At 41.6% G+C, this 20,603-nt stretch carries 19 protein-coding genes; 9 read left to right on the plus strand and 10 right to left on the minus strand.

Going from position 1 to position 20,603, the window contains the following annotated elements; all coding sequences use genetic code 11:
- Positions 1-13: 13 nt before the first annotated feature.
- Positions 14-511 (plus strand): Lrp/AsnC ligand binding domain-containing protein, encoded by a 498-nt coding sequence (locus FTV31_RS11475; RefSeq protein ID WP_004786082.1) that lies wholly within the window; start codon positions 14-16, stop codon positions 509-511.
- A gap of 54 nt (positions 512-565) precedes the next feature.
- Here the strand turns inward: FTV31_RS11475 and putP are convergent, their stop codons facing one another.
- Entirely contained in the window at positions 566-2,080 is a 1,515-nt protein-coding gene (gene putP, locus FTV31_RS11480) for a sodium/proline symporter PutP (RefSeq protein ID WP_180014973.1), read from the minus strand.
- 413 nt (positions 2,081-2,493) lie between these two features.
- Here putP and aspA point away from each other — a divergent pair, with 413 nt between their 5' ends.
- The 5 genes from aspA to FTV31_RS11505 all read left to right on the plus strand — a co-directional run bounded on the left by aspA (position 2,494) and on the right by FTV31_RS11505 (position 10,221).
- Entirely contained in the window at positions 2,494-3,942 is a 1,449-nt protein-coding gene (aspA, locus tag FTV31_RS11485) for an aspartate ammonia-lyase (RefSeq protein WP_180014975.1), read from the plus strand.
- A 124-nt stretch (positions 3,943-4,066) separates the two neighbouring features.
- Positions 4,067-4,426, plus strand: a complete 360-nt coding sequence (locus tag FTV31_RS11490; protein WP_180014977.1) for a hypothetical protein — start codon at positions 4,067-4,069, stop codon at positions 4,424-4,426.
- Between the two features lie 124 nt (positions 4,427-4,550).
- Positions 4,551-8,012, plus strand: a complete 3,462-nt coding sequence (gene mfd / locus FTV31_RS11495; RefSeq protein ID WP_180014978.1) for a transcription-repair coupling factor — start codon at positions 4,551-4,553, stop codon at positions 8,010-8,012.
- A 226-nt stretch (positions 8,013-8,238) separates the two neighbouring features.
- A complete protein-coding gene (locus FTV31_RS11500; RefSeq protein ID WP_004786072.1) occupies positions 8,239-8,673 on the plus strand; it encodes an HIT domain-containing protein in 435 nt (144 codons plus the stop codon).
- A 57-nt stretch (positions 8,674-8,730) separates the two neighbouring features.
- The gene (locus FTV31_RS11505) at positions 8,731-10,221 is read left to right on the plus strand and encodes an adenylate/guanylate cyclase domain-containing protein (protein ID WP_159122747.1); all 1,491 of its coding nucleotides are present in this window, start codon (positions 8,731-8,733) and stop codon (positions 10,219-10,221) included.
- A 72-nt stretch (positions 10,222-10,293) separates the two neighbouring features.
- Here FTV31_RS11505 and fdx read toward each other — a convergent pair whose 3' ends face one another.
- The 8 genes from fdx to FTV31_RS11545 all read right to left on the minus strand — a co-directional run bounded on the left by fdx (position 10,294) and on the right by FTV31_RS11545 (position 16,496).
- Entirely contained in the window at positions 10,294-10,632 is a 339-nt protein-coding gene (fdx, locus tag FTV31_RS11510; protein WP_034702567.1) for an ISC system 2Fe-2S type ferredoxin, read from the minus strand.
- A 15-nt stretch (positions 10,633-10,647) separates the two neighbouring features.
- Positions 10,648-12,507, minus strand: a complete 1,860-nt coding sequence (gene hscA, locus FTV31_RS11515) for a Fe-S protein assembly chaperone HscA (protein ID WP_180014979.1) — start codon at positions 12,505-12,507, stop codon at positions 10,648-10,650.
- 39 nt (positions 12,508-12,546) lie between these two features.
- Positions 12,547-13,062, minus strand: a complete 516-nt coding sequence (gene hscB, locus FTV31_RS11520) for a Fe-S protein assembly co-chaperone HscB (RefSeq protein WP_180014980.1) — start codon at positions 13,060-13,062, stop codon at positions 12,547-12,549.
- A gap of 131 nt (positions 13,063-13,193) precedes the next feature.
- Complete coding sequence (gene iscA, locus FTV31_RS11525) at positions 13,194-13,514, minus strand: iron-sulfur cluster assembly protein IscA (RefSeq protein WP_004786063.1); 321 nt, start codon at positions 13,512-13,514, stop codon at positions 13,194-13,196.
- A gap of 36 nt (positions 13,515-13,550) precedes the next feature.
- Positions 13,551-13,937 carry a Fe-S cluster assembly scaffold IscU gene (gene iscU, locus FTV31_RS11530; RefSeq protein WP_004786061.1) on the minus strand — a complete coding sequence of 129 codons (387 nt, stop codon included), beginning with the start codon at positions 13,935-13,937 and terminating at the stop codon, positions 13,551-13,553.
- A 104-nt stretch (positions 13,938-14,041) separates the two neighbouring features.
- Positions 14,042-15,259, minus strand: coding sequence for an IscS subfamily cysteine desulfurase (locus tag FTV31_RS11535; protein WP_004786059.1), 1,218 nt, complete (start codon positions 15,257-15,259; stop codon positions 14,042-14,044).
- A 1-nt stretch (position 15,260) separates the two neighbouring features.
- The gene (locus FTV31_RS11540) at positions 15,261-15,734 is read right to left on the minus strand and encodes an Rrf2 family transcriptional regulator (protein ID WP_004786058.1); all 474 of its coding nucleotides are present in this window, start codon (positions 15,732-15,734) and stop codon (positions 15,261-15,263) included.
- A gap of 111 nt (positions 15,735-15,845) precedes the next feature.
- Positions 15,846-16,496 carry a hypothetical protein gene (locus FTV31_RS11545; protein WP_104426168.1) on the minus strand — a complete coding sequence of 217 codons (651 nt, stop codon included), beginning with the start codon at positions 16,494-16,496 and terminating at the stop codon, positions 15,846-15,848.
- Positions 16,497-16,701: 205 nt separating this feature from the next.
- Here FTV31_RS11545 and FTV31_RS11550 point away from each other — a divergent pair, with 205 nt between their 5' ends.
- The 3 genes from FTV31_RS11550 (at position 16,702) to FTV31_RS11560 (ending at position 19,607) form a co-directional block, all read left to right on the plus strand.
- The gene (locus tag FTV31_RS11550) at positions 16,702-17,181 is read left to right on the plus strand and encodes a phasin family protein (protein ID WP_125278308.1); all 480 of its coding nucleotides are present in this window, start codon (positions 16,702-16,704) and stop codon (positions 17,179-17,181) included.
- A 157-nt stretch (positions 17,182-17,338) separates the two neighbouring features.
- Positions 17,339-17,611, plus strand: coding sequence for an HU family DNA-binding protein (locus tag FTV31_RS11555; RefSeq protein WP_004786051.1), 273 nt, complete (start codon positions 17,339-17,341; stop codon positions 17,609-17,611).
- A 130-nt stretch (positions 17,612-17,741) separates the two neighbouring features.
- Positions 17,742-19,607: a SurA N-terminal domain-containing protein gene (locus FTV31_RS11560; protein ID WP_180014981.1), complete on the plus strand. Its 1,866-nt coding sequence runs from the start codon at positions 17,742-17,744 to the stop codon at positions 19,605-19,607.
- Between the two features lie 110 nt (positions 19,608-19,717).
- Here FTV31_RS11560 and FTV31_RS11565 read toward each other — a convergent pair whose 3' ends face one another.
- Positions 19,718-20,590 carry a DUF2797 domain-containing protein gene (locus FTV31_RS11565; protein WP_180014982.1) on the minus strand — a complete coding sequence of 291 codons (873 nt, stop codon included), beginning with the start codon at positions 20,588-20,590 and terminating at the stop codon, positions 19,718-19,720.
- Positions 20,591-20,603: the final 13 nt, after the last annotated feature.

The raw sequence follows: 20,603 nt of genomic DNA on the forward strand, positions 1-20,603 counted from the left end.
GAGAATAATTCTAATGAATAGCCCATATTTAAGCCTTGACCGAATAGATATTCGCATCCTTGATTTGCTGCAGTCTGAATCGAAAATTTCCAATATTAAACTGGCAGAGATGGTGAATCTTTCACCAACTGCGGTACTGGCGCGTGTACAAAAACTGACTAAGGAGGGATTTATTCTCGGTTATGAAGCGCGACTTAATCCAATTATGCTGAATAACGGTTTTGTGGTCTTTGTCGAAATTCTGCTGGATAAAACCACACCGAATGTGTTGGAAGAATTTTCCGAGGCGGTACAGCATATTCCCGATATCGTGGAATGCCATATGATCAGTGGAGGCTTTGATTTTGTAGTGAAAATTCGCTGTGCCAATATGGATGAATTCCGCAAAATCTCCGGTGATATTTTGTGGCAATTACCGGGGGTAAAGGAAACCCGTAGTTATCCGGTCATGGAAGTGATTAAGGAAACCCAGCAGATCAAGCTGAAAATGCCAGCTAAAGCCAAGGTATAAATTCAGACAAAACAAAAGGGACATAAAGTCCCTTTTTAATTTGAAATAGAAAGATTATTTATTCATTTCAGCCATTTCTTTCTGATATTCAGCTTTCGCCAGTTCAAAACGATTGACTACATCGTGGCTTGGCGCTTTATCCAATAGACTTACAATCACAATACTTAGCGCTGCCAGAATAAAGCCCGGGATGATCTCGTATAGACCGGTATCACCCATATAATTTTTCCAGGCAATTACAGTTACAGCACCCACCACCATGCCGACAATGGCGCCGTTGAGGGTCATGCGTTTCCAGAACAATGAGAAAATAATCAGTGGACCAAAGGCAGCGCCAAAGCCAGCCCAGGCATAAGCCACCAGACCCAGAACTTTACTATTTGGATTAATGGCCAATGAAATTGCAATCAAGGCAATCACAATCACCATGCCACGACCGACCCAGATCAGTTCTTTTTGCGAAGCATTTTTACGTAGGAATCCCTTGTATAAATCTTCAGTCAGGGTAGTCGAGCAGACCAGTAACTGACAGCTTAATGTACTCATAATCGCAGCCAGAATTGCCGCCAATATAATGCCTGCAATCCAGGGATTAAACAGGATTTTAGTCAGTTCCATAAACACGGTTTCAGGATTCTGGTTGACGATTGCAGCAGCAGGAAGGTCAGGATTTGCGGCAAAATAAGCAATCCCGATATAGCCCGCCGACATTGCACCCACCAGACACAGAATCATCCAGGTCATCCCGATTCGGCGTGCAGCTGGAATGGTTTTGACCGAATCTGCCGCCATAAAACGTACAAGAATATGCGGTTGACCAAAATAGCCTAAGCCCCAAGCTAAGCTAGAAATAATTGCCACAAAACTTAGCCCTTCCAGCATATTGGAGGCATGTGGACGGGCAGTTTCTAATAGAGTACCTACTTGTTGAGCATTATCACCCAATGCCAGATAGGTAATGATGGGTGTAATGAGCAGGGCAAAAATCATTAAGCCTGCCTGGAAAGTATCGGTCCAACTGATCGCCAGGAAGCCGCCAATACACACATACAGAATCGTGGCCACTGCACCGAGCCAAAGTGCTGTCGTGTAATCCCAGCCAAACAAACTCTCGAATAAACGTGCACCTGCGACCATGCCGGAAGCACAGTAAATTGCAAAGAACACTAAAATTACAATCGCAGAGAGTAAGCGTAGAATCCGCTTCTTATCCGAAAAACGACTGGTGAAATAATCGGGCAAAGTTAGGGCATTGTTCTGGTACTCGGTATGCGCCCGTAGACGGCCAGCCACCAGTAGCCAGTTGAACCAAGCGCCAATAATCAGACCAATCGCAATCCAGACTTCTGACAGACCGGAAAAATAGATGGCTCCGGGTAAGCCCATCAGCAGCCAGCCACTCATATCAGAGGCACCTGCGGAAAGCGCAGTCACTACACTGCCCAGACTTCGCCCACCCAGAATATATTCATCAAAATTGGACGTCGCACGATAGGCATATAAACCGATCCCAATCATGGCGACGATATAAAACATAAAAGTTATCAGTGTCGGGTTAAGCGAGCTCATAGGCAGAGTATCCTTAAATTTTGAACATCATCATCCGGGATGATTTTTGAACTGTGTTCACAGGGCAGTGATTCAAACATGGTTTAAAAATTACACTCTGTAACAGTTGATCAGCTTTTATGTATATTTTGTGTAAATTAAGAATTTTCTAATAAAAATGAAGAACTAGTAGATGGGGGTAAAACGCAAAGTTACACATGGTTTTGAAGAAAAATAAATAATTTTAATAAACAGTTAAATTCATTGAACTTTTGTATTTTAATTACACAATTTTACAAAAATAACAACAATCTCGAATTAGACATATTTTGTTTCAAATCCTGCTTAAATCACTTCTATTTGTTTTTAGGGCCTCTCTTCATAGTGAATGAATGCCATTCTGAATGGTGCATCATTGCTAAGAGTAATATGACATGGACAATATGTTGCAAATAGAATCAAGTCGAATTGAACAGGATTTATTGGGGAAAAAACAAATTCCCCAGCACAGCTATTATGGTATTCATACCTTGCGTGCGATTGAGAATTTTCAGATCTCAGGTCTGGCAGTAGGCCAGCAAGCACACTTTATTCGCGCATTGGCGCAAGTTAAAAAAGCAGCAGCACAAACGAATTTACATTTTCAGAAAATATCAGAACAACAAAGTACTGCTATTCAACAAGCCTGTGATGAATTGATTCATCAACCTCAGGACTGGCAGGAAGCATTTCCGCTTGATCCTTATCAGGGTGGAGCCGGTACTTCTATCAATATGAATGCGAATGAGGTTATTGCAAATCGGGCGCTAGAATTGCTCGGGCATCGTAAAGGCGATTACCATATTTTACATCCGAATGATCATGTGAATACTTCGCAATCGACCAATGACGTCTATCCCACGGCACTACGTCTAGCGACTTATACACGTCTGGATGAACTGCTTCATGTACAAAAATCGTTGATTGATACTTTATATAGCAAGGCATCAGAGTTTCAGTATGTGATCAAGATGGGGCGTACCCAGTTACAGGATGCAGTTCCAATGACACTGGAACAGGAATTCCGTGCTTTCGCAACCTTATTAAAAGAAGACCTGAAGTTGATTGAGCAAATGCGTCAGTTATTGCTGGAAGTGAATCTGGGTGCGACCGCCATTGGAACCGGCGTGAATACTCCAGATGGTTATGCCAAACATGCAGTACAAACTTTAGCGAAAATTACTGGCCTACCTTTAAAAGGCGCGGAAGATTATGTCGAAGCGACCAGCGATTGCGGCGTGTTTATTATTCTATCCAGTAGTCTGAAACGTCTGGCTGTTAAGTTATCCAAGATCTGTAATGACTTGCGGCTTTTGAGTTCTGGCCCGCGTACCGGTCTGGCGGAAATCCGTTTGCCAGAATTGCAGGCAGGTTCCTCTATCATGCCAGCCAAGGTCAATCCGGTCATTCCAGAAGTAGTCAATCAGATTGCGTTCCGTGTGATTGGTAATGACCTGACTATAACGATGGCAGCAGAAGCAGGACAATTACAGCTCAATGTCATGGAGCCGGTCATTGCAGTATCTCTGAATGAATCCATCCAATTATTAACTCAAGGTATGCAGACCCTACAACAAAAATGTATTGCCGGGATTCAGGCCAATGAACAGAACTGTTTAAATGCAGTGATGCGCAGTATCGGGATTATTACCTTACTGGAACCACTTTTAGGTCATGCCACTTGTGATGAAATTGGCAAGCAATGTATTCGTGAAAATAAAACTGTACCTGAAGTGGTGCTGGAGCTGGGTTTATTGAGTGAAATTCAGCTGGATGAAATCTTTGCCTTTGAAAATCTGGTTTCAGAAGTTCCAATGATGAATCAATGGGAACAGGTATCCTGAACTTTTAAGGATGAGTCCAATATAGACTCGTACTGATTTTAACCATTTGCCTCAAATCCTGTCTGTGGGTTTGGGGCATTTTCATCTAGACTATATCGATGACACAATGAATTGAGTGCATAGCATGTTTGATAAAATCAGTAACATATTTAAATCAAATAAACCTGATCCAGCTCAGGTTTTTCTGGAAGAAAATCATATCCAATATGTAGAAGGGAATGGCTATATTGTGGATGGGATTAATTTAAATCAGGAGCTGGGCGAGCGGCTGGAATACCTGTCCAACCGACGCATGAAAACTTTTGATGATTTAAAAGCGCTATATTCAACTGCAATGATCATTAATGAAAAAATTGATCTGGAAATTGCCAATCAGCGTTTTAATGCAAGATTAGGAAATACTGAAGAAAATCTGCTGCAATTTAAAGCAATTGTGAAAAAGTTGAATGACTATTATCGTAACTTTTTACGCGACAGAAAATAGATGAATCATAGGCTGATTTTATCCTGTGCAGTCAATCTGTAACGACTGCATAAAAATAACGAAATAGCACCAGATCATCGTGATAGTATAAGCTTCATGTTGTTTAGACTTTAAAGCTATATACATGTTCCAACAAGAAATTTCCCAACTTAATTTACCCAAGCTCAAGGCAGGCGAGAAACGCTGGTTAGGCAATCTGCAAGGCTCGTCTACTGCATTATTGCTGAAAGAAATTATCAAGCAGCAGCAATCGCGCCTATTTGTTATTGTTGCACGTAATAACCAGCATTTGGGTCAACTGGAAAGCGAACTGGAATTTTATGGGATTAAACCAACCATATTTCCAGATTGGGAAATTTTGCCTTATGACCGTCTGTCACCGCATCAGGATATCGTCTCTGAACGTCTGGCAATTTTATCTAATATGCCCCAAAGCGGCGTATTGTTGCTGGCAGCTTCTACATTGGCACAGCGTGTTGCACCTACTTCATGGGTGCTGGGTGAACACTTCGATATTCGAGTCGGGCAAAAGCTGGATCTGGAACAGCAAAAGAAAAAACTGATTCAGGCTGGTTATCATCTGGTCGATACCGTTTATGACCATGGCGAATTTGCAGTTCGCGGTAGCATTATCGATATATATGCTTCAGGTCAAAATGCACCGATCCGGATTGACCTGTTCGATGATGAAATTGAAACCCTGAAATTTTTTGATCCGGAAACGCAACGTACTACGCAAACTCTAGAACAATTTACCGTATTACCTGCACAAGAATTTCCACTGAAGGAGGGTCGTGCTACTTTCCGTGACCGTTATGCAGAATTTTTCCCCACAGCTAATCCAAAGAAAAATCCAATTTATCAGGATGTAATGGATGGCATTGCTTCACCGGGAATTGAGTTCTACCTGCCTTTATTCTTTAGTCATGAAGCGATGCAAGGGCAAAGTACCTTAATTTCGTATTTACCCAAGAATGGCATTGTCATTACAGATAAGGCGTTGGAGCAGAGTTTAGAACAGTTCTGGCAGGACGTAACTCGCCGTTATGAAGATCGCCGCCATAATATTGATCAGCCGATTCTGCCGCCTGAAGCACTGTTCTGTCCGAGCAATCAGCTTTTAGAACAGCTAAATCAGTTTAGTCGCATCATTGCGGCACAAGAAGCTTTTGATGAGAAAGCCGGCGTGATTAATCTGGATACCCAGTTACCACCACGCTTGCCTGTTGATCCAAAACGTGAAAAGCCCTTTACCGAAGTCAAAAAATATATTGATGCGGCCGATCATCCGGTTTTACTGGTCGCTGAAAGTGCCGGTCGGCGTGAAACCTTAAAAGATGCGCTGCGTCCAAGTCTGGGTGATATTCCGACCGTAGAAAACTTTGATGCTTTTATCGATTCTCTGCATGCGATTGCGATTACCAGTGCACCATTGGAACGTGGTCTTGTTCTGACAAATCGGATCAGTGTGATCTCGGAAAATCAGCTTTACGAACATCGTGTGGTCCAACGTCGTCGCAAGCGTCAGCAGGAAGTATCAGAAGAATTCCTGATCCGCAGTCTGACCGAGCTGAGCATTGGTGCGCCAGTAGTACACATTGATTATGGTGTCGGACGTTATGCAGGCTTAATTACTTTAAGTATCGATGATCAAGATCATGAATTTCTGCAACTGGATTATGCAGAAGGTGCCAAAGTCTATGTGCCGGTGACTAACCTGCATCTGATCAGCCGCTATAGTGGTGGCGATCCAGATCTGGCGCCGTTACATAAACTGGGTACGGATGCCTGGAATAAAGCCAAACGTAAGGCTTTGGAACAGATTCATGATGTCGCAGCCGAGTTATTACATATTCAGGCACGTCGTTCATCTAAGCCGGGGATCAGTTTTGAGGTTGATCAAAGTCTGTATATGCAGTTTGCTAGCGGCTTTGCTTATGAAGAAACACCGGATCAGGCCAATGCGATTGAAGCCACACTATATGATATGCAACTGGCAAAACCAATGGACCGTCTGGTCTGTGGTGATGTCGGTTTTGGTAAAACTGAAGTCGCCATGCGGGCAGCCTTTGTCGCAGTTCAAAATAACCGTCAGGTTGCGGTATTAGTGCCTACCACTTTGCTGGCACAACAGCATTATGAATCTTTTAAAGACCGTTTTGCGGACTGGCCAGTTCGGATTGAGGTGCTTTCCCGTTTCGGTTCATCTAAAGCGCATACCAAAACGATTGAGGATTTAGCGGATGGCAAAGTCGATATTGTCATCGGCACCCATAAGCTTTTACAGGAAAATGTCCAGTTCCATAATTTGGGATTGATGATTGTCGATGAAGAACATCGTTTCGGGGTGCGTGATAAGGAACGTATTAAGGCTTTGCGTGCCGATGTCGATATGCTGACCCTAACAGCAACGCCAATTCCACGTACCCTGAATATGGCCTTTAGTGGTATGCGTGATCTGTCCATTATTGCAACACCACCAGCACGCCGTCTGGCTGTAAAAACTTTTGTGCAGGAACATACCAGCGACACCATTCGAGAGGCGATTCTGCGTGAATTACTGCGTGGCGGTCAGGTCTATTTCCTGCATAATGAAGTCGATACCATTGAACGTGCTGCAGAAAATATCCGGAATCTGGTGCCGGAAGCACGTGTCATTGTGGCCCATGGGCAAATGCGTGAGCGTGAACTGGAGCAGGTGATGCAGCAGTTCTATCATAAGGAATACAATGTTTTGGTGTGCTCGACTATTATTGAGACCGGGATTGATGTGCCGAATGCCAATACGATTATTATTGAGCGCGCAGACAAGCTCGGTCTTGCACAGTTACACCAGTTGCGTGGCCGGGTTGGGCGTTCGCATCACCAAGCCTATGCCTATCTATTAGTGCCATCTCTAAAAGCCTTGAAAGGTGATGCAGAAAAACGGCTGGAAGCGATTCAACGGGCTTCAAATCTGGGTGCAGGCTTTATGCTGGCCACCGAAGATCTGGAAATTCGCGGTGCAGGTGAACTTTTAGGCGAGCAGCAAAGTGGCTCGATGCAGGCGATCGGTTATAGCCTGTATATGGAAATGCTGGAAAAGGCGACTAAAGCGATTCAAAAAGGTAAAACGCCGAATTTTGATGTGCCACTGTCTTTAACTGCAGAAATCAACCTGCATATGCCAGCCTTGATTCCGGACGATTATCTGGGTGATGTACATCAGCGACTGCTGTTCTATAAACGCATCAGTAATACCGATACTCAGGAAAAGCTCGATAATATCCGTATGGAACTGATTGACCGTTTTGGCATTCCTCCGCAACCGGTGAAACAATTATTTGCTGTGCATCAGCTACGTCTTAAAGCCGAGCAATTGGGCATCACCAAAATTGACATTGGTGGGCAGGGCGGCCATATCGAGTTTGCGCCAGATACACCAGTTCAAGCCATGAGTATTATCCAGATGATGCAGAAACATCCGACCTATTTCAGGATGGAAGGCGGTCAGCGATTAAAAGTGATGGTGATGCTGGAAGATTATCAAAAAAGAATCCAGTTCATCAGTGATTTATTGGATAGCCTATTAAAAGAGCTAAATTAATAGTTTTAGATTTTATAGAATATGAATATTCACGCTATATTTCATTTTTATAAATATAGTGTGAATATCAGCTTGTTTTCATATGAAATTATTTAAGCTAATAGTTTGCCGTTTTGTCCTTCACAATTCATACAAAATTGCCCTAAAGCACCCGCTTACAATACTCAGCCGCAATTGTATATGGTAGTATTAGCCATCATTCTAATTTTGCATCATTTATAAAGATATGTTTAGTTTGCATCCACAACTTGCTCAAGATACGTTTTTTGTAGGCGACTTTCCTTTATCAACATGTCGTTTGATGAATGATATGCAATTTCCGTGGTTGATTCTGGTCCCGCGTGTACCAGGCATTACCGAATTATATGAATTGAGCCAAGCTGACCAAGAGCAGTTTTTACGTGAATCAAGCTGGTTATCTAGCCAGTTAGCGCGTGTATTCCGTGCCGACAAAATGAATGTCGCAGCTTTGGGCAATATGGTGCCGCAACTGCATTTTCATCATGTGGTTCGTTATCAAAACGATGTGGCATGGCCTAAGCCGGTATGGGGCACTCCAGCAGTTCCTTATAGCAGTGAAGTATTGGCACATATGCGCCAAACCTTGATGCTGGCTTTACGCGGTCAAGGGGATATGCCATTTGACTGGCGTATGGACTAAGCGTTGACATACATTTTATGGTCCATTCAGGATTCTGGACTTTAAGAGAGTAATTGAGTGCAATTAGACGACTGGATTCATCAGGAACCGAAACAGTTTGAATATTTCCATCGGATGATGGGATATATCATGCTGTCTCTGGTTCTGATCGTCTATCACTATACGGAGCCGGACACCAATTACCAGATTTTCGTTCCGTTGTTTCTGGCACTGGTCTTGGTGATCACACCGAAATTATCCCGGTGGATGATTTATAAATATGACTATAATTTAAAACGTAATTTCTTCTTTGTTCTAGATGTGATTATCGTATCAGTTGTACTTGCAGCTGTGCATCTGGATCTGGTGTTGTCTCTACTGGCAGTAGTTACATTGCTGTATACCGCCATTAATAACAAGATTTCATTCATGATGGTGTCACTGGCTGGCCTGATTGGCACCATGATCTTTTATCTGTCTACCATTGGCATTTTTGGATTTACTAGCTATTTCAGTCCCACCAGTACGGAACTCACCGTACTAGGTTTCATCTGTTTGATTACTTATTTTGGTGTCGGAAATTTCTATCAAAGCGGTCGTATGCAATATATGACCCAAAAGAAAAATCATTATTTTGACCAGATGAACCGTTATATGGAATTTGCTAACCAGCTCAGCCGTTATGCGCCAGTGCAGTTATGGCAATCCATCATGAAAGGCGAGTCTGAAGCTAAGATCGAATACAAACGTAAAAAACTCACGATTTTCTTTTCGGATATTCAGGGATTTACAGAGCTTTCTGAAACTCTGATTCCGGATGATTTGGCTTTCCTGTTGAATGACTATTTAAGCCATATGACTGAAATCGCCAAGAAATATGAAGCAACGGTTGATAAGTTCATGGGGGATGCCATCCTGATCTTCTTTGGCGATCCGCACTCTGATGGTGTAGAGCAGGATGCTAAAAATTGTTTGGAAATGGCGATTTCAATGCGTCAGCAAATGAAATTGTTACGCGAACGCTGGATTAAAATGGGTTATCCGCCATTACATATCCGTATGGGGATTTCGACCGGTTATTGCCACGTAGGGAACTATGGCGCCAATCACCGTATGGCCTATACCATTGTTGGTCGTGATGCTAATTTGGCTGCACGCTTACAAAGTGCTGCGGAAGTTGATGAAATCCTAATTTCTGAAGATACCCATAACCTGATCAAAAATGACTATCTATGTGCACCTAAAAAGCCAATTTTCCTGAAAGGGATTAAGGCGCCGGTACGCACCTGGCAAGTGATGGAAAAATATGCCTTCCAGAAAGTTGAATATCAGCGCTGGTTTGATTATGAATATAAAGGTTTCCATTTACTGTTAAATCTGGATGAAGTGCAAAACTATGATTATCCAGAGTTGCTGCATGTGCTGGAGAAAATGATTAAACGCATTCAAACCCAACAGCAACTGACCAACTCTCAAGGAATTGTGAAATTAAAACTTGAAGATGAAGTCATTGAACCTTTGTCTGCTGAAGAAGCATTTCGAGCAGCTGAACGATCAAAAGTCATCTAATTTTTATGATTTAAATAAATGATAAAGACCATAAAAAACCACGCTTAAGCGTGGTTTTTTGATTTCAGAATCTTAGTGATTTTCTGAAGCATGATTAATGGTATATTTTGGAATTTCAACTTCCAGATCTTCATCCACAATCTTCACTTGGCAAGACAGACGGGAATCAGGCTCTAAACCCCAAGCACGATCGAGCAGATCAGCTTCGACATCATTCATTTCTTCAAGGCTGTCGAAACCGCGACGAACAATTACGTGGCAAGTGGTACATGCACATGACATATCACACGCATGTTCAATCTTGATTCCGTTTTTCAGCATGCTTTCACATAGATTGGCATCTTGTTCAACTTCAAACTCAGCGCCTTCAGGGCAAATTTGCGCATGTGGAAGAACTTTAATACGTGGCATAGTCTTTACCTTAAATTAGTTTGAGTTTGACCAATCGTCGAGTTTAGTGCCTTTAAGGGCAGCATCAATATGTTGATTCATGCGCAGAGCAGCAAATGCATCACTATGTATTTTAAGCTGTTCTACTGCAGATTCAATGGCTTTGATATCTGTACCTTGTAGCTCGGACTCAAGTCGTGCTTGCGCAGCAGTCAGTTCTGCCAATTGCTGTTCATTCATCAATTGAGCATCTACTTTCAGTGCCTGAACCAGTGCTTCAAGTTCACGTTGTGCTTCCACCTTGGTTTCCTGCAGATGACGAAGATTCTTATCTTCTTCAGCAAACTGATAACCTTCTAACAGCAGACGTTCAGTATCTTCACTCGACAGACCGTAAGATGGTTTGATATCGATTTGTGCAGTTACACCTGAAGTCATTTCTTTGGCAGAAACGGTTAACAAGCCATCTGCATCCACTTGGAAAGTCACTTCAATGCGTGCCTGACCTGCGGTCATTGGTGGAATACCATGCAGGACAAAACGACCTAAGCTACGGCAATGTTCTACCAGATCACGTTCACCTTGTACCACATGAATCAGCATAGCGGTTTGGCCATCCTGATACGTCGTAAATTCCTGGCGACGTGCGACTGGAATCGCGGTATTACGTGAAATCAGACGCTCAACCAGACCGCCCATAGTTTCCAGACCGAGAGAAAGTGGAGTCACATCTAATAATAATGATCCATCTTTACTGTTGCCAATGAGCTGATTCGCTGTAATTGAAGCACCAATCGCAACCACTTCATCCGGATTAATGGTGCAAAGTGGTTCCTGGTTAAACACATCACGTACTGCTTTTTGCACGGCATACGAGCGGGTAGAACCACCTACAAGCACCACATTCTGAATATCATCAAGTTCCAGCTTGGCATCACGCATGACACGCTTACATACGCTGATGGTTTTATCCAAGGCAACCTTGATGATTTCTTCAAAAGTCGGACGATCTAAAGTCAGGCTTTGGTCAAGCAGCTTTAATTCAACTGAGTCAGCATCAGATAATGTTTCTTTAGCTTTACGCGCAGCAGTAATAAAATGCGCATATTCAGCATCATCTAGGGTTTCGATATTAAGCTGTTTTTTAGCCCATTTTAAAATCAGACGATCCAGGTCATCACCACCCAGAGCAGTATGGCCGCCAGTCGCCAATACTTCGAATACGCCTTGAGAGAAACGTAGAATTGAAACGTCAAAGGTACCGCCACCCAAGTCATAAATCACATAGTTGCGATCTGTGCTCAAGTTGGTTTCCTGATCCAGTCCATAAGCTACCGCAGCAGCCGTTGGTTCATTCAATAAACGCAGAACATTTAAACCAGCCAGTTGCGCAGCATCGCGTGTTGCCTGACGCTGTGCTTCATCAAAGTATGCAGGAACCGTAATCACGGCACCGTTAATCTCATTTTTTAAGCTGGCTTCAGCACGTTCTTTAAGCTGCTTTAAAATTTCCGCAGAAATCTCAACTGGCGTTTTACGACCTTGTGCAGTTTCAAATGCCGGCATTTCATTCGCTTCGCCCACCAAGGCATAAGGATGCTGGAATTTAATATCTGCTTGGGAGCGCCCCATAAAACGTTTTACGGATACAATCGTATTTTTAGGATCGGTGGTAATAAAAGGTTTGGCATCATCGCCATATTCGGTGCTTTGTGCTGCATAATGAACGATAGAAGGAAGTAACACACGACCTTGTTCATCTTTGAGTACTTTGGCTTGACCTGAAAGAACCGTGGCGACCAAAGAGTGGGTGGTGCCTAAATCGATACCAATCGCAATGCGGTGTTCATGTGGTGCACTTGATTGACCTGGTTCTGCAATCTGCAAGAGAGCCATAGTGTTACATCCTTTGCACGTTAAAATTAAATAGAAAAATTAAAATTCGTCATCAAGATCAAAGCTGTCATCATCCAGAAAACGGTCTTCCGCTTTGTCGATGTCCGCCATGACTTTAACAAAGAAACGCAGTTTACGCACGGTATCGCGAGCTTCACCCCAGTCTTCATCTTCATAGTCAATTTTGAACTCACGAACCAGACCATCAATCCATTGCTGAACTTCAACTTTCAGAGAGGAAAGATCTTCAGCTGATGAGGCATCATCTAATTGTTCACGAATTTCCAGTGCATCCTGAAGAAATTCAAAATCGCTAATAGACTGATCCAGATGATAGTCCTGTTTTTTTAAAGACAGTAAATAAGCTGCACGGCTATCAACCGCTGATAAAGCCTTGAATGCCTGGTTGATCTCGCTTGATTTAATCAAAGCCTGATCTTTATCTTCAGCTTTATCGGGGTGATATTGTTGCTGCAACTTTAAAAACTCTGCTTTTAAAGTGGCTAAATCAATATCGAGTGCTACAGGAAGATTGAACAACTCAAAATGATTCATGGGAGATAGAGTCCGCGATTAATATGCAAAAATGATTAAGCTTGATGACAATTAAAATAACTGCCTAAATGCAATTAAAACAGTGTATTTCACACTGTTTTAATGCTGAAAAAAGAGAATTATTGTTGCAATCAGACAGTGAATGACTCACCACAACCACATTCGCCTTTTTTATTTGGGTTATTAAATTCGAAGCCTTCGTTCAAGCCGTTTTTCACGTAGTCCATTTCTAGACCTTCGAGATAAACCAGACTTTTTGGGTCTACGAAAACTTTAACACCAAACTGTTCAAAGACCTGGTCATGAGTATCGACTTCGTCGACAAACTCAAGAACATAAGCAAGACCAGAACAGCCTGAAGTTTTCACACCAACACGAATGCCTTCACCCTTACCGCGACTTTTGAGGTAATTGCTGATATGAGTTGCTGCATTTTCAGTTAAGTGGATCATGAAAACTCCGTGAATCTTTCTTTAAAAAACGAATGATTAAGCTTTAGACTTCTTGTTACGGTAGTCTTCAACAGCCGCTTTAATTGCATCTTCAGCCAGTACAGAGCAGTGCACTTTTACTGGTGGAAGAGCCAATTCATTAGCGATATCAATGTTTTTGATCGCTTGTGCTTGGTCTAAGGTTTTACCTTTTAACCATTCAGTCACTAATGAACTTGATGCAATTGCAGAACCGCAACCATAAGTTTTAAAACGTGCTTCTTCAATCACGCCTTCATCATTTACCTGGATCTGTAAACGCATTACGTCACCACAAGCAGGTGCACCGACCATACCAGTACCAACGTTTTCTGCATTTTTGTCTAAAACACCAACGTTACGTGGGTTTTCGTAATGATCAATTACTTTTTCGCTATAAGCCATGTTGCTTCTCCAAAACTCGGGGTCAGCCTTAATATAAATATGGGGATTAAAAATTTTTTATCAATGAGATAGCAGCGTAAATACAGCTATCTCAGAGTCAAAAATTAGTGCTCAGCCCATTCAACTGTAGAAAGGTCGATACCTTCTTTGTACATATCCCAAAGCGGAGAAAGTTCACGTAATTTCTCAACAGCAGCTTTAGTGATATTTAAAACGTGATCGATATCTTCTTCAGTGGTGTACTTACCAAAGCTGAAGCGGATCGAACTGTGTGCAAGCTCATCAGAAAGACCTAATGCACGAAGTACATAAGATGGTTCAAGTGTTGCAGATGTACATGCTGAACCTGAAGATACCGCTGCATCTTTCAGTGCCATCATCAATGATTCACCTTCAACAAAGTTGAAACTTACGTTTAGGTAGTTTGCAACGTTTTGAGTTGGGTGGCCATTTAAGAAGACCTGTTCAAGACCTTGTAAGCCATTCCAAAGCTTGTCACGAAGGACACGTAAACGAGTTTGTTCAGACTGTAAATTTTTGCCTGCAAGTTCAAATGCTTCACCCATACCAACGATCTGGTGAGTCGCAAGAGTACCTGAACGCATACCACGTTCATGACCGCCACCATGCATTTGTGCTTTTAGACGTACACGTGGTGAACGACGTACGAACAGGGCACCAATACCTTTAGGACCATAGATTTTATGTGCAGAGAAGCTCATCAAATCGACTTTCAACTGAGAAAGATCGATTTCAACTTTACCCGCAGCCTGTGCAGCATCAACGTGGAAGAAAATCTTTTTCGCACGGGTGATTTCACCAATCGCAGCAACATCAGTTGTCGTACCGATTTCGTTGTTTACCATCATCAGGGAAACAAGAATGGTGTCTGGACGAATCGCTGCTTCAACCATTTCTGGAGTAATTAAGCCAGTTTTTGGTTGCGGCTCAAGATAAGTAATCTCAAAACCTTCAGACTCAAGCTCACGACATGTATCCAAAATTGCTTTATGTTCAATTTTAGAAGTAATGATGTGTTTGCCTTTAGATGCATAGAATTGAGCCACACCTTTTAATGCAAGGTTGTCAGATTCAGTTGCACCTGAAGTCCATACGATTTCACGCGGATCAGCTTTTACTAAATTCGCCACTTGTTCACGGGCGTATTCAACTTTTTCTTCCGCTTGCCAGCCATAAGCATGTGAACGAGATGCTGCATTACCGAAGGTGCCTTCGAAAGTTAAGCATTCCATCATACGTTCTGCAACTTGAGGATCTACCGGAGTTGTTGCTGCATAGTCAAGATAAATCGGACGTTTCATGTCAAATACCTGTAACCGATAAAAGGGCTGAATCAATGTTTGCTGAATTTTGGCGTAATGACACGGTTTGAACGTTGTCACGGGCTACAAGGTCAGCAAGGGTGATTTTTGCGAGATAATCGGCAATGTGGTGGGAGAGTTCTTGCCATAAATCATGAGTCAAGCACATCGCGCCATTTTGGCAGTTGCCTTTATGGTCACAGCGAGTCGCATCGACTGTTTCGTTTACAGCTTCAATAATTGCTAACACAGTAATTTCATCTGCGCTGCGTGCTAAATGGTATCCACCATTGGCACCGCGAACACTCGAAACTAGACCATGACGTTTTAGTTTCGCAAATAACTGCTCGAGATAGGCAACAGAAATAGTTTGACGTGCTGCAATTTCAGCAAGCGTGATCGTTTGTTCAGATGGCTGCAAAGCTAAATCAAGTAGAGCAGTCACTGCGTAGCGACCGCGAGTGGTTAGGCGCATGATTCGATACACATGGTTAGACTAGATGTGTAGATTTTATGAATCCCGACTAAATTAGTCAAGTTATTTTTGTGAATGGCGAGCGTATTTAATTTTCTGAAATTGAAAGAATTACGCGCTGATCCAATTATACACTAATAACGCAATCAAAAGTACTGTGATTATACTAAAGACCATATTGATCCGCTTTTGACGGCGCTCCATACGTTTAATGCGGTTACGATACTGTTTAACTTCAACTTGCAGGCTATTAATTTTAGAACGTTGATCTTCAATTTTCTTTAATAAAGGCGCAATACGTTTTCTTGATGAAACAATATCGGTCTCATCTGCCGGTGGTTCAGATAACCAGTGCTTCCAGTCAGACAAGACTTTAGGTAAGGCAAATAAAGTCAGTAAATCACGGAACTCGTCTTTTAAAACCTGATTACCGTCAATTCGCATTGCACGAATGCTTCTGCGATTGCCAAAGATAAAGATCTTAATCAGATCCATTAAAGTAGTGCGAACATCCAGATCAATAACTCTGCCTGGTGCTTTATAGTCAAATAACAGCCCGTCTTTGGTAAACTGAACATAGAAATCAAAATATGGAATATAACTATTGATTTTTATTGTAATATTCTCATCTACAAACTTCTTCGCCTGAAGAGCAACAACACGGTCATGTTTGAGAATGAACGTGAATATTGTTTCTAAAACGATTAAAGTCATCGTAAGCAACAAATGTGGTTGATTTTGACTTTGTTGCGATTCACTCATATATACAACCAATCCTTACCTGAAAATTAAAATGAAAAAGCATCCTGCTGAGTAAAAGATTTCAGGGTTAAATCAAATTAGACTTGAAATAAAGTGCTTTGTAGAACAGTTTAGCAAATCTATCAAGCCCTAAATTTGCTATTATGCGGTGATTTTGTAGATAATTTTATGATATTTGCATAGAAAATAAGCAGGAGTCGTGTACATGGATAAAACAAAAACGACACAAGATACAGATCAGGAATTGATTGAAAAACCAGTGAAGAGTAAGTCAAAGTCTGCTTCAGAGCGACGTTCAATGCTGGACTTTCGTAAATATACTAAGCAGATCTGGTTGGCTGGCCTTGGGGCATTTTCCCGGGCAGAGGAAGAAGGCAACAAACTGTTTGACTCGCTGGTCAAGGTTGGAGAAGAGCTGGAATCCAAAACAGTCGATATTGCAGATCAAACTGTGGAAAAAGTCTCCGAAAAAGCACGCGAATCTGTGACAGATACCAAAGATAAGGTTGAAAAACTGATCGACAACTCTGTTCATCATTCCTTGAATCGTATAGGATTAGTCACACTGAAGGATGTACAACATCTGGAGCGTTTAATTCTTCAGTTGCATGCCAAGGTTGATGAATTGACCTTGCAGCAAGAAAAAATACAGAAAGAATTATTGGAAAAAATACACACAAAATGATTTTCTTCATAATTCAATGTTTTTTTCGCATATATTTTGAAAAAAAAGAGGTTTATAAGTATTGCGTTTATACCTAAAGCATTGCTATAAAGGCGTTATGGTAGTTTAAACAAATTCTTGGACCTTAAATAAACGATATTAAGAGGACGTAGTTTTCATGAATAAATCAGAATTAATTGATGCAATTGCAGAGAAAGGGGGATTATCTAAGGCTGACGCAGGTAAAGCTTTAGATGCTACAATTGCTTCTGTTACTGAAGCTTTAAAAGCGGGTGATACAGTAACTCTAGTTGGTTTCGGTACTTTCGGCGTTAAAGAGCGTGCTGCACGTACTGGCCGTAATCCACAAACTGGTGCTACTCTTGAAATTAAAGCAAGCAAAGTACCTAGCTTCAAAGCAGGTAAAGGCTTAAAAGACGCTGTTGCTTAAGCTGCTTCAATCCTAAAACGCGCCTTCTTTGGCGCGTTTTTTATTGATAGATTTAATTGTTTTGATTAACACATTCATTCAATGGGTTTTTTCGGTTAAAATCCTCTGCAAATAAAATATTGGAATACTTATGGAATCTTTTCGTAAAGTTATTAAGGGTTGGTTGGGCAAGGTCTTGCTCGTTCTGTTTTTAACCCCTTTAGCGCTTGTAGGTATTGAAGGATATTTTAGCGGCGGGAATTCTGATGCAGCAAAATCAGTCAATGGAACTGATATCTCTAAACAAGAATTAGAGTCACTGACAAAATCATTCAAACAACAATACTTAAGTTATGCCAATGGTGATGAAACCTTATTAAATCAAAGCTTCATCGATCAAAAAGCGATGGATACCTTGGTTGCGCGTACTTTGCTCTTGCAACAGGCTGAAAAACTGGGAATTAGCCTGAGTGACCAGCAGATCGCACAAATGATTTCACAGCAGCCTTCTTTCCAGGAGAATGGCAAATTTTCTAATGCTTTATATGAAAATTACCTGAAATCAATTGGCATGACCAACAATGCTTTAGTAGAAAGTTTACGTAAAGACCATGCACTGAAAATGCTGTCTTCTACTTTTATGGATTATCCACTGGTCAGTCCGGTTGAAATGCAGCAAATTGCAGATCTGCAAACTGAACAGCGTCATATTCATATCGCTAGCGTGAATCTGGACAGCTATAAAAAAGCAGTAAAAGTATCAGAAGCTGATATTGCAGCATATTATGAAAAGCACAAATCCCAGTTCAAGCAACCGACTAGCGTTGATGTGGATTATGTGGTGATCAAGCCGAGCAATATTGATACTGCCAATGTAGCGGTTACTGATGCAGAATTGCAGGAAGCTTATAATAAATTTGTGGCTGACCAGAAGCAGAATGTAAAACCAGAGGTTAAACATATTCTGGTGACTGCAGATAGTCGTAGCGATGCTGAGGCCAAAAAACTGGCAAGCGAAATTGCAGCTAAAATCAAAGCTGGTACTACTTTTGCACAAGCAGCAGCTCAATATTCTGAGGATCCTGAATCTAAGTCTAAAGGCGGTGCTATTGCTGTCTATGAAAAAGGTGTGTTCGGTACTACCTTTGATCAGACTGTTGCATCTTTAAAATCTGGTCAAGTTTCAGCGCCTGTTAAAACGGATTATGGCTACCATATTATTTCAGTCCAATTGCCTGATGTAGCAGTTCCATCGTTTGAATCTCAAAAAGCACGTTTATCTGAAGAAGTATTGGCAGCGAAAAAATCTAATACATTCTCTGATACGGTAAACAGTCTGAATGACATGGTCGTAAGTGCGGACTCGCTGGATGTTGTTGCTCAGGAAGTGAAGGGTGTTCAGGTTCAGAAAGCAAATGGTGTGACCCTTGCGACACGTGATCCATTGCTAAGTAATGCAGCTGTCAAAGTTAAACTTTTTAATGATGACGTGAAAAATGGCGACCGTAATGCATCTTCAAGCATTCAGTTAGCCAATGGTGATGTGGCTTGGGTAAAAGTTCGCAATTATCATGCAGCAGGGGAGCAGACACTGGCAGAAGCTAAACCAGCAGTAAAAGCGAAACTGATTCAAGATAAAGCATTTGCTGCGGCCAAAGCTGAAGTTCAAACTGCATTGAATGAGTTTAAAACCAAGCCTGCAGCATCCGTTGCGAAAGGTAAACTGGTATTTGAAGATGCAGGCATCTATACACGCGCAGAAGGTCTGCTTAAGCGTGATGTACAACGTGCAGCATTTAGCGTGCCAGCGCCTAAAGCAGGTCACTGGTCAGTAACGACAGCAAATATGCCAAATGAATTGGTGGTTGTGGCAGTTTCTGAAGTGAAGAAAAATCCGATCGATGTTTTAAGTGCAGAGCAACGTAGTGAGCTGGTGAAATTGTATCAACAGCTTCGTGGTCAACAAGAATTTGATGATTATACGCGTTACTTAAAATCTCACGCAAAAATCAAATAAGATTCGCTTTTAAAAAACCAGCCTACGGGCTGGTTTTTTATTTTCTTAAGTAAGAAATAATATCCAAAATAAGAAGAGAGCATATAACTCTCTTCTGAAATCCGGTCATTTTATTCCGCTCTAAAAATTAGCTCATAACCTGTATATTTACGGATATTAATCACACCAGTATCCAGAATCAGATATTGGCCTTTAATCCCTTGTAGTTTGCCTCGGATCACTGGAGTTTTATCTAAATTGTGAGATTTGATTTTTTCTGGATATTGCTCTATCGGATAGATGAACTCACGTGGTAATTCCTTATCCAAAACTTCAATATTCTCATTAAACTGCAAATTCTGATTAAACTCTTCACGGACAGTTTGGATTTTCGGTGCAAATTCTTCAATCAGCTGATCGCGAACCTCAATCAGATTTAAAGGTTCCGCTTCACCTTTGAGTAATTTACGCCAGTCGGTTTTATCTGCGACCTGAGTACCAAACATCACTTCCAGTTTACCGGAAAGACGGCGAGAACCCACTTTCATGATAGGAAGGGCTTGAGTTGCACCTTGATCCAGCCAACGAGTCGGCATTTGATTAATACGGGTGATTCCGACTTTCAATGCACTAGAATTGGCCAGATAAACAATATGTGGCTGGAAGCAGACATTCTGTGCAAACTCATCTTCCCGGCAAGTACCTAAATGATAATGGCAGGTTTCTGGTTTCATGATGCACATATCACATGACGCTTTAGTTTTAAAACATTTAAAACAGTGGCCTTGTGAGAATGATTTAGAAGTTTTTTTGCCGCAAGAAACACAATAGATATTTCCAGTCCATTCAATCTCGATTTCCTGACCTAACTGGAATGGAAGGTTAATTTCTGATCCATCTAATATTAATTTATATTCAACATTTGCCCGCTGGGTATTTTGATCAGTTACACTAAGGTCTGTAAGACCGACGTGCATTTTATGGCAAATGCCCTGAAGTTCCATAAAAAATTACTCA

The sequence above is a fragment of the Acinetobacter sp. YH16031 genome, assembly GCF_013417335.1.
In the GTDB taxonomy this organism is placed as follows: domain Bacteria; phylum Pseudomonadota; class Gammaproteobacteria; order Pseudomonadales; family Moraxellaceae; genus Acinetobacter.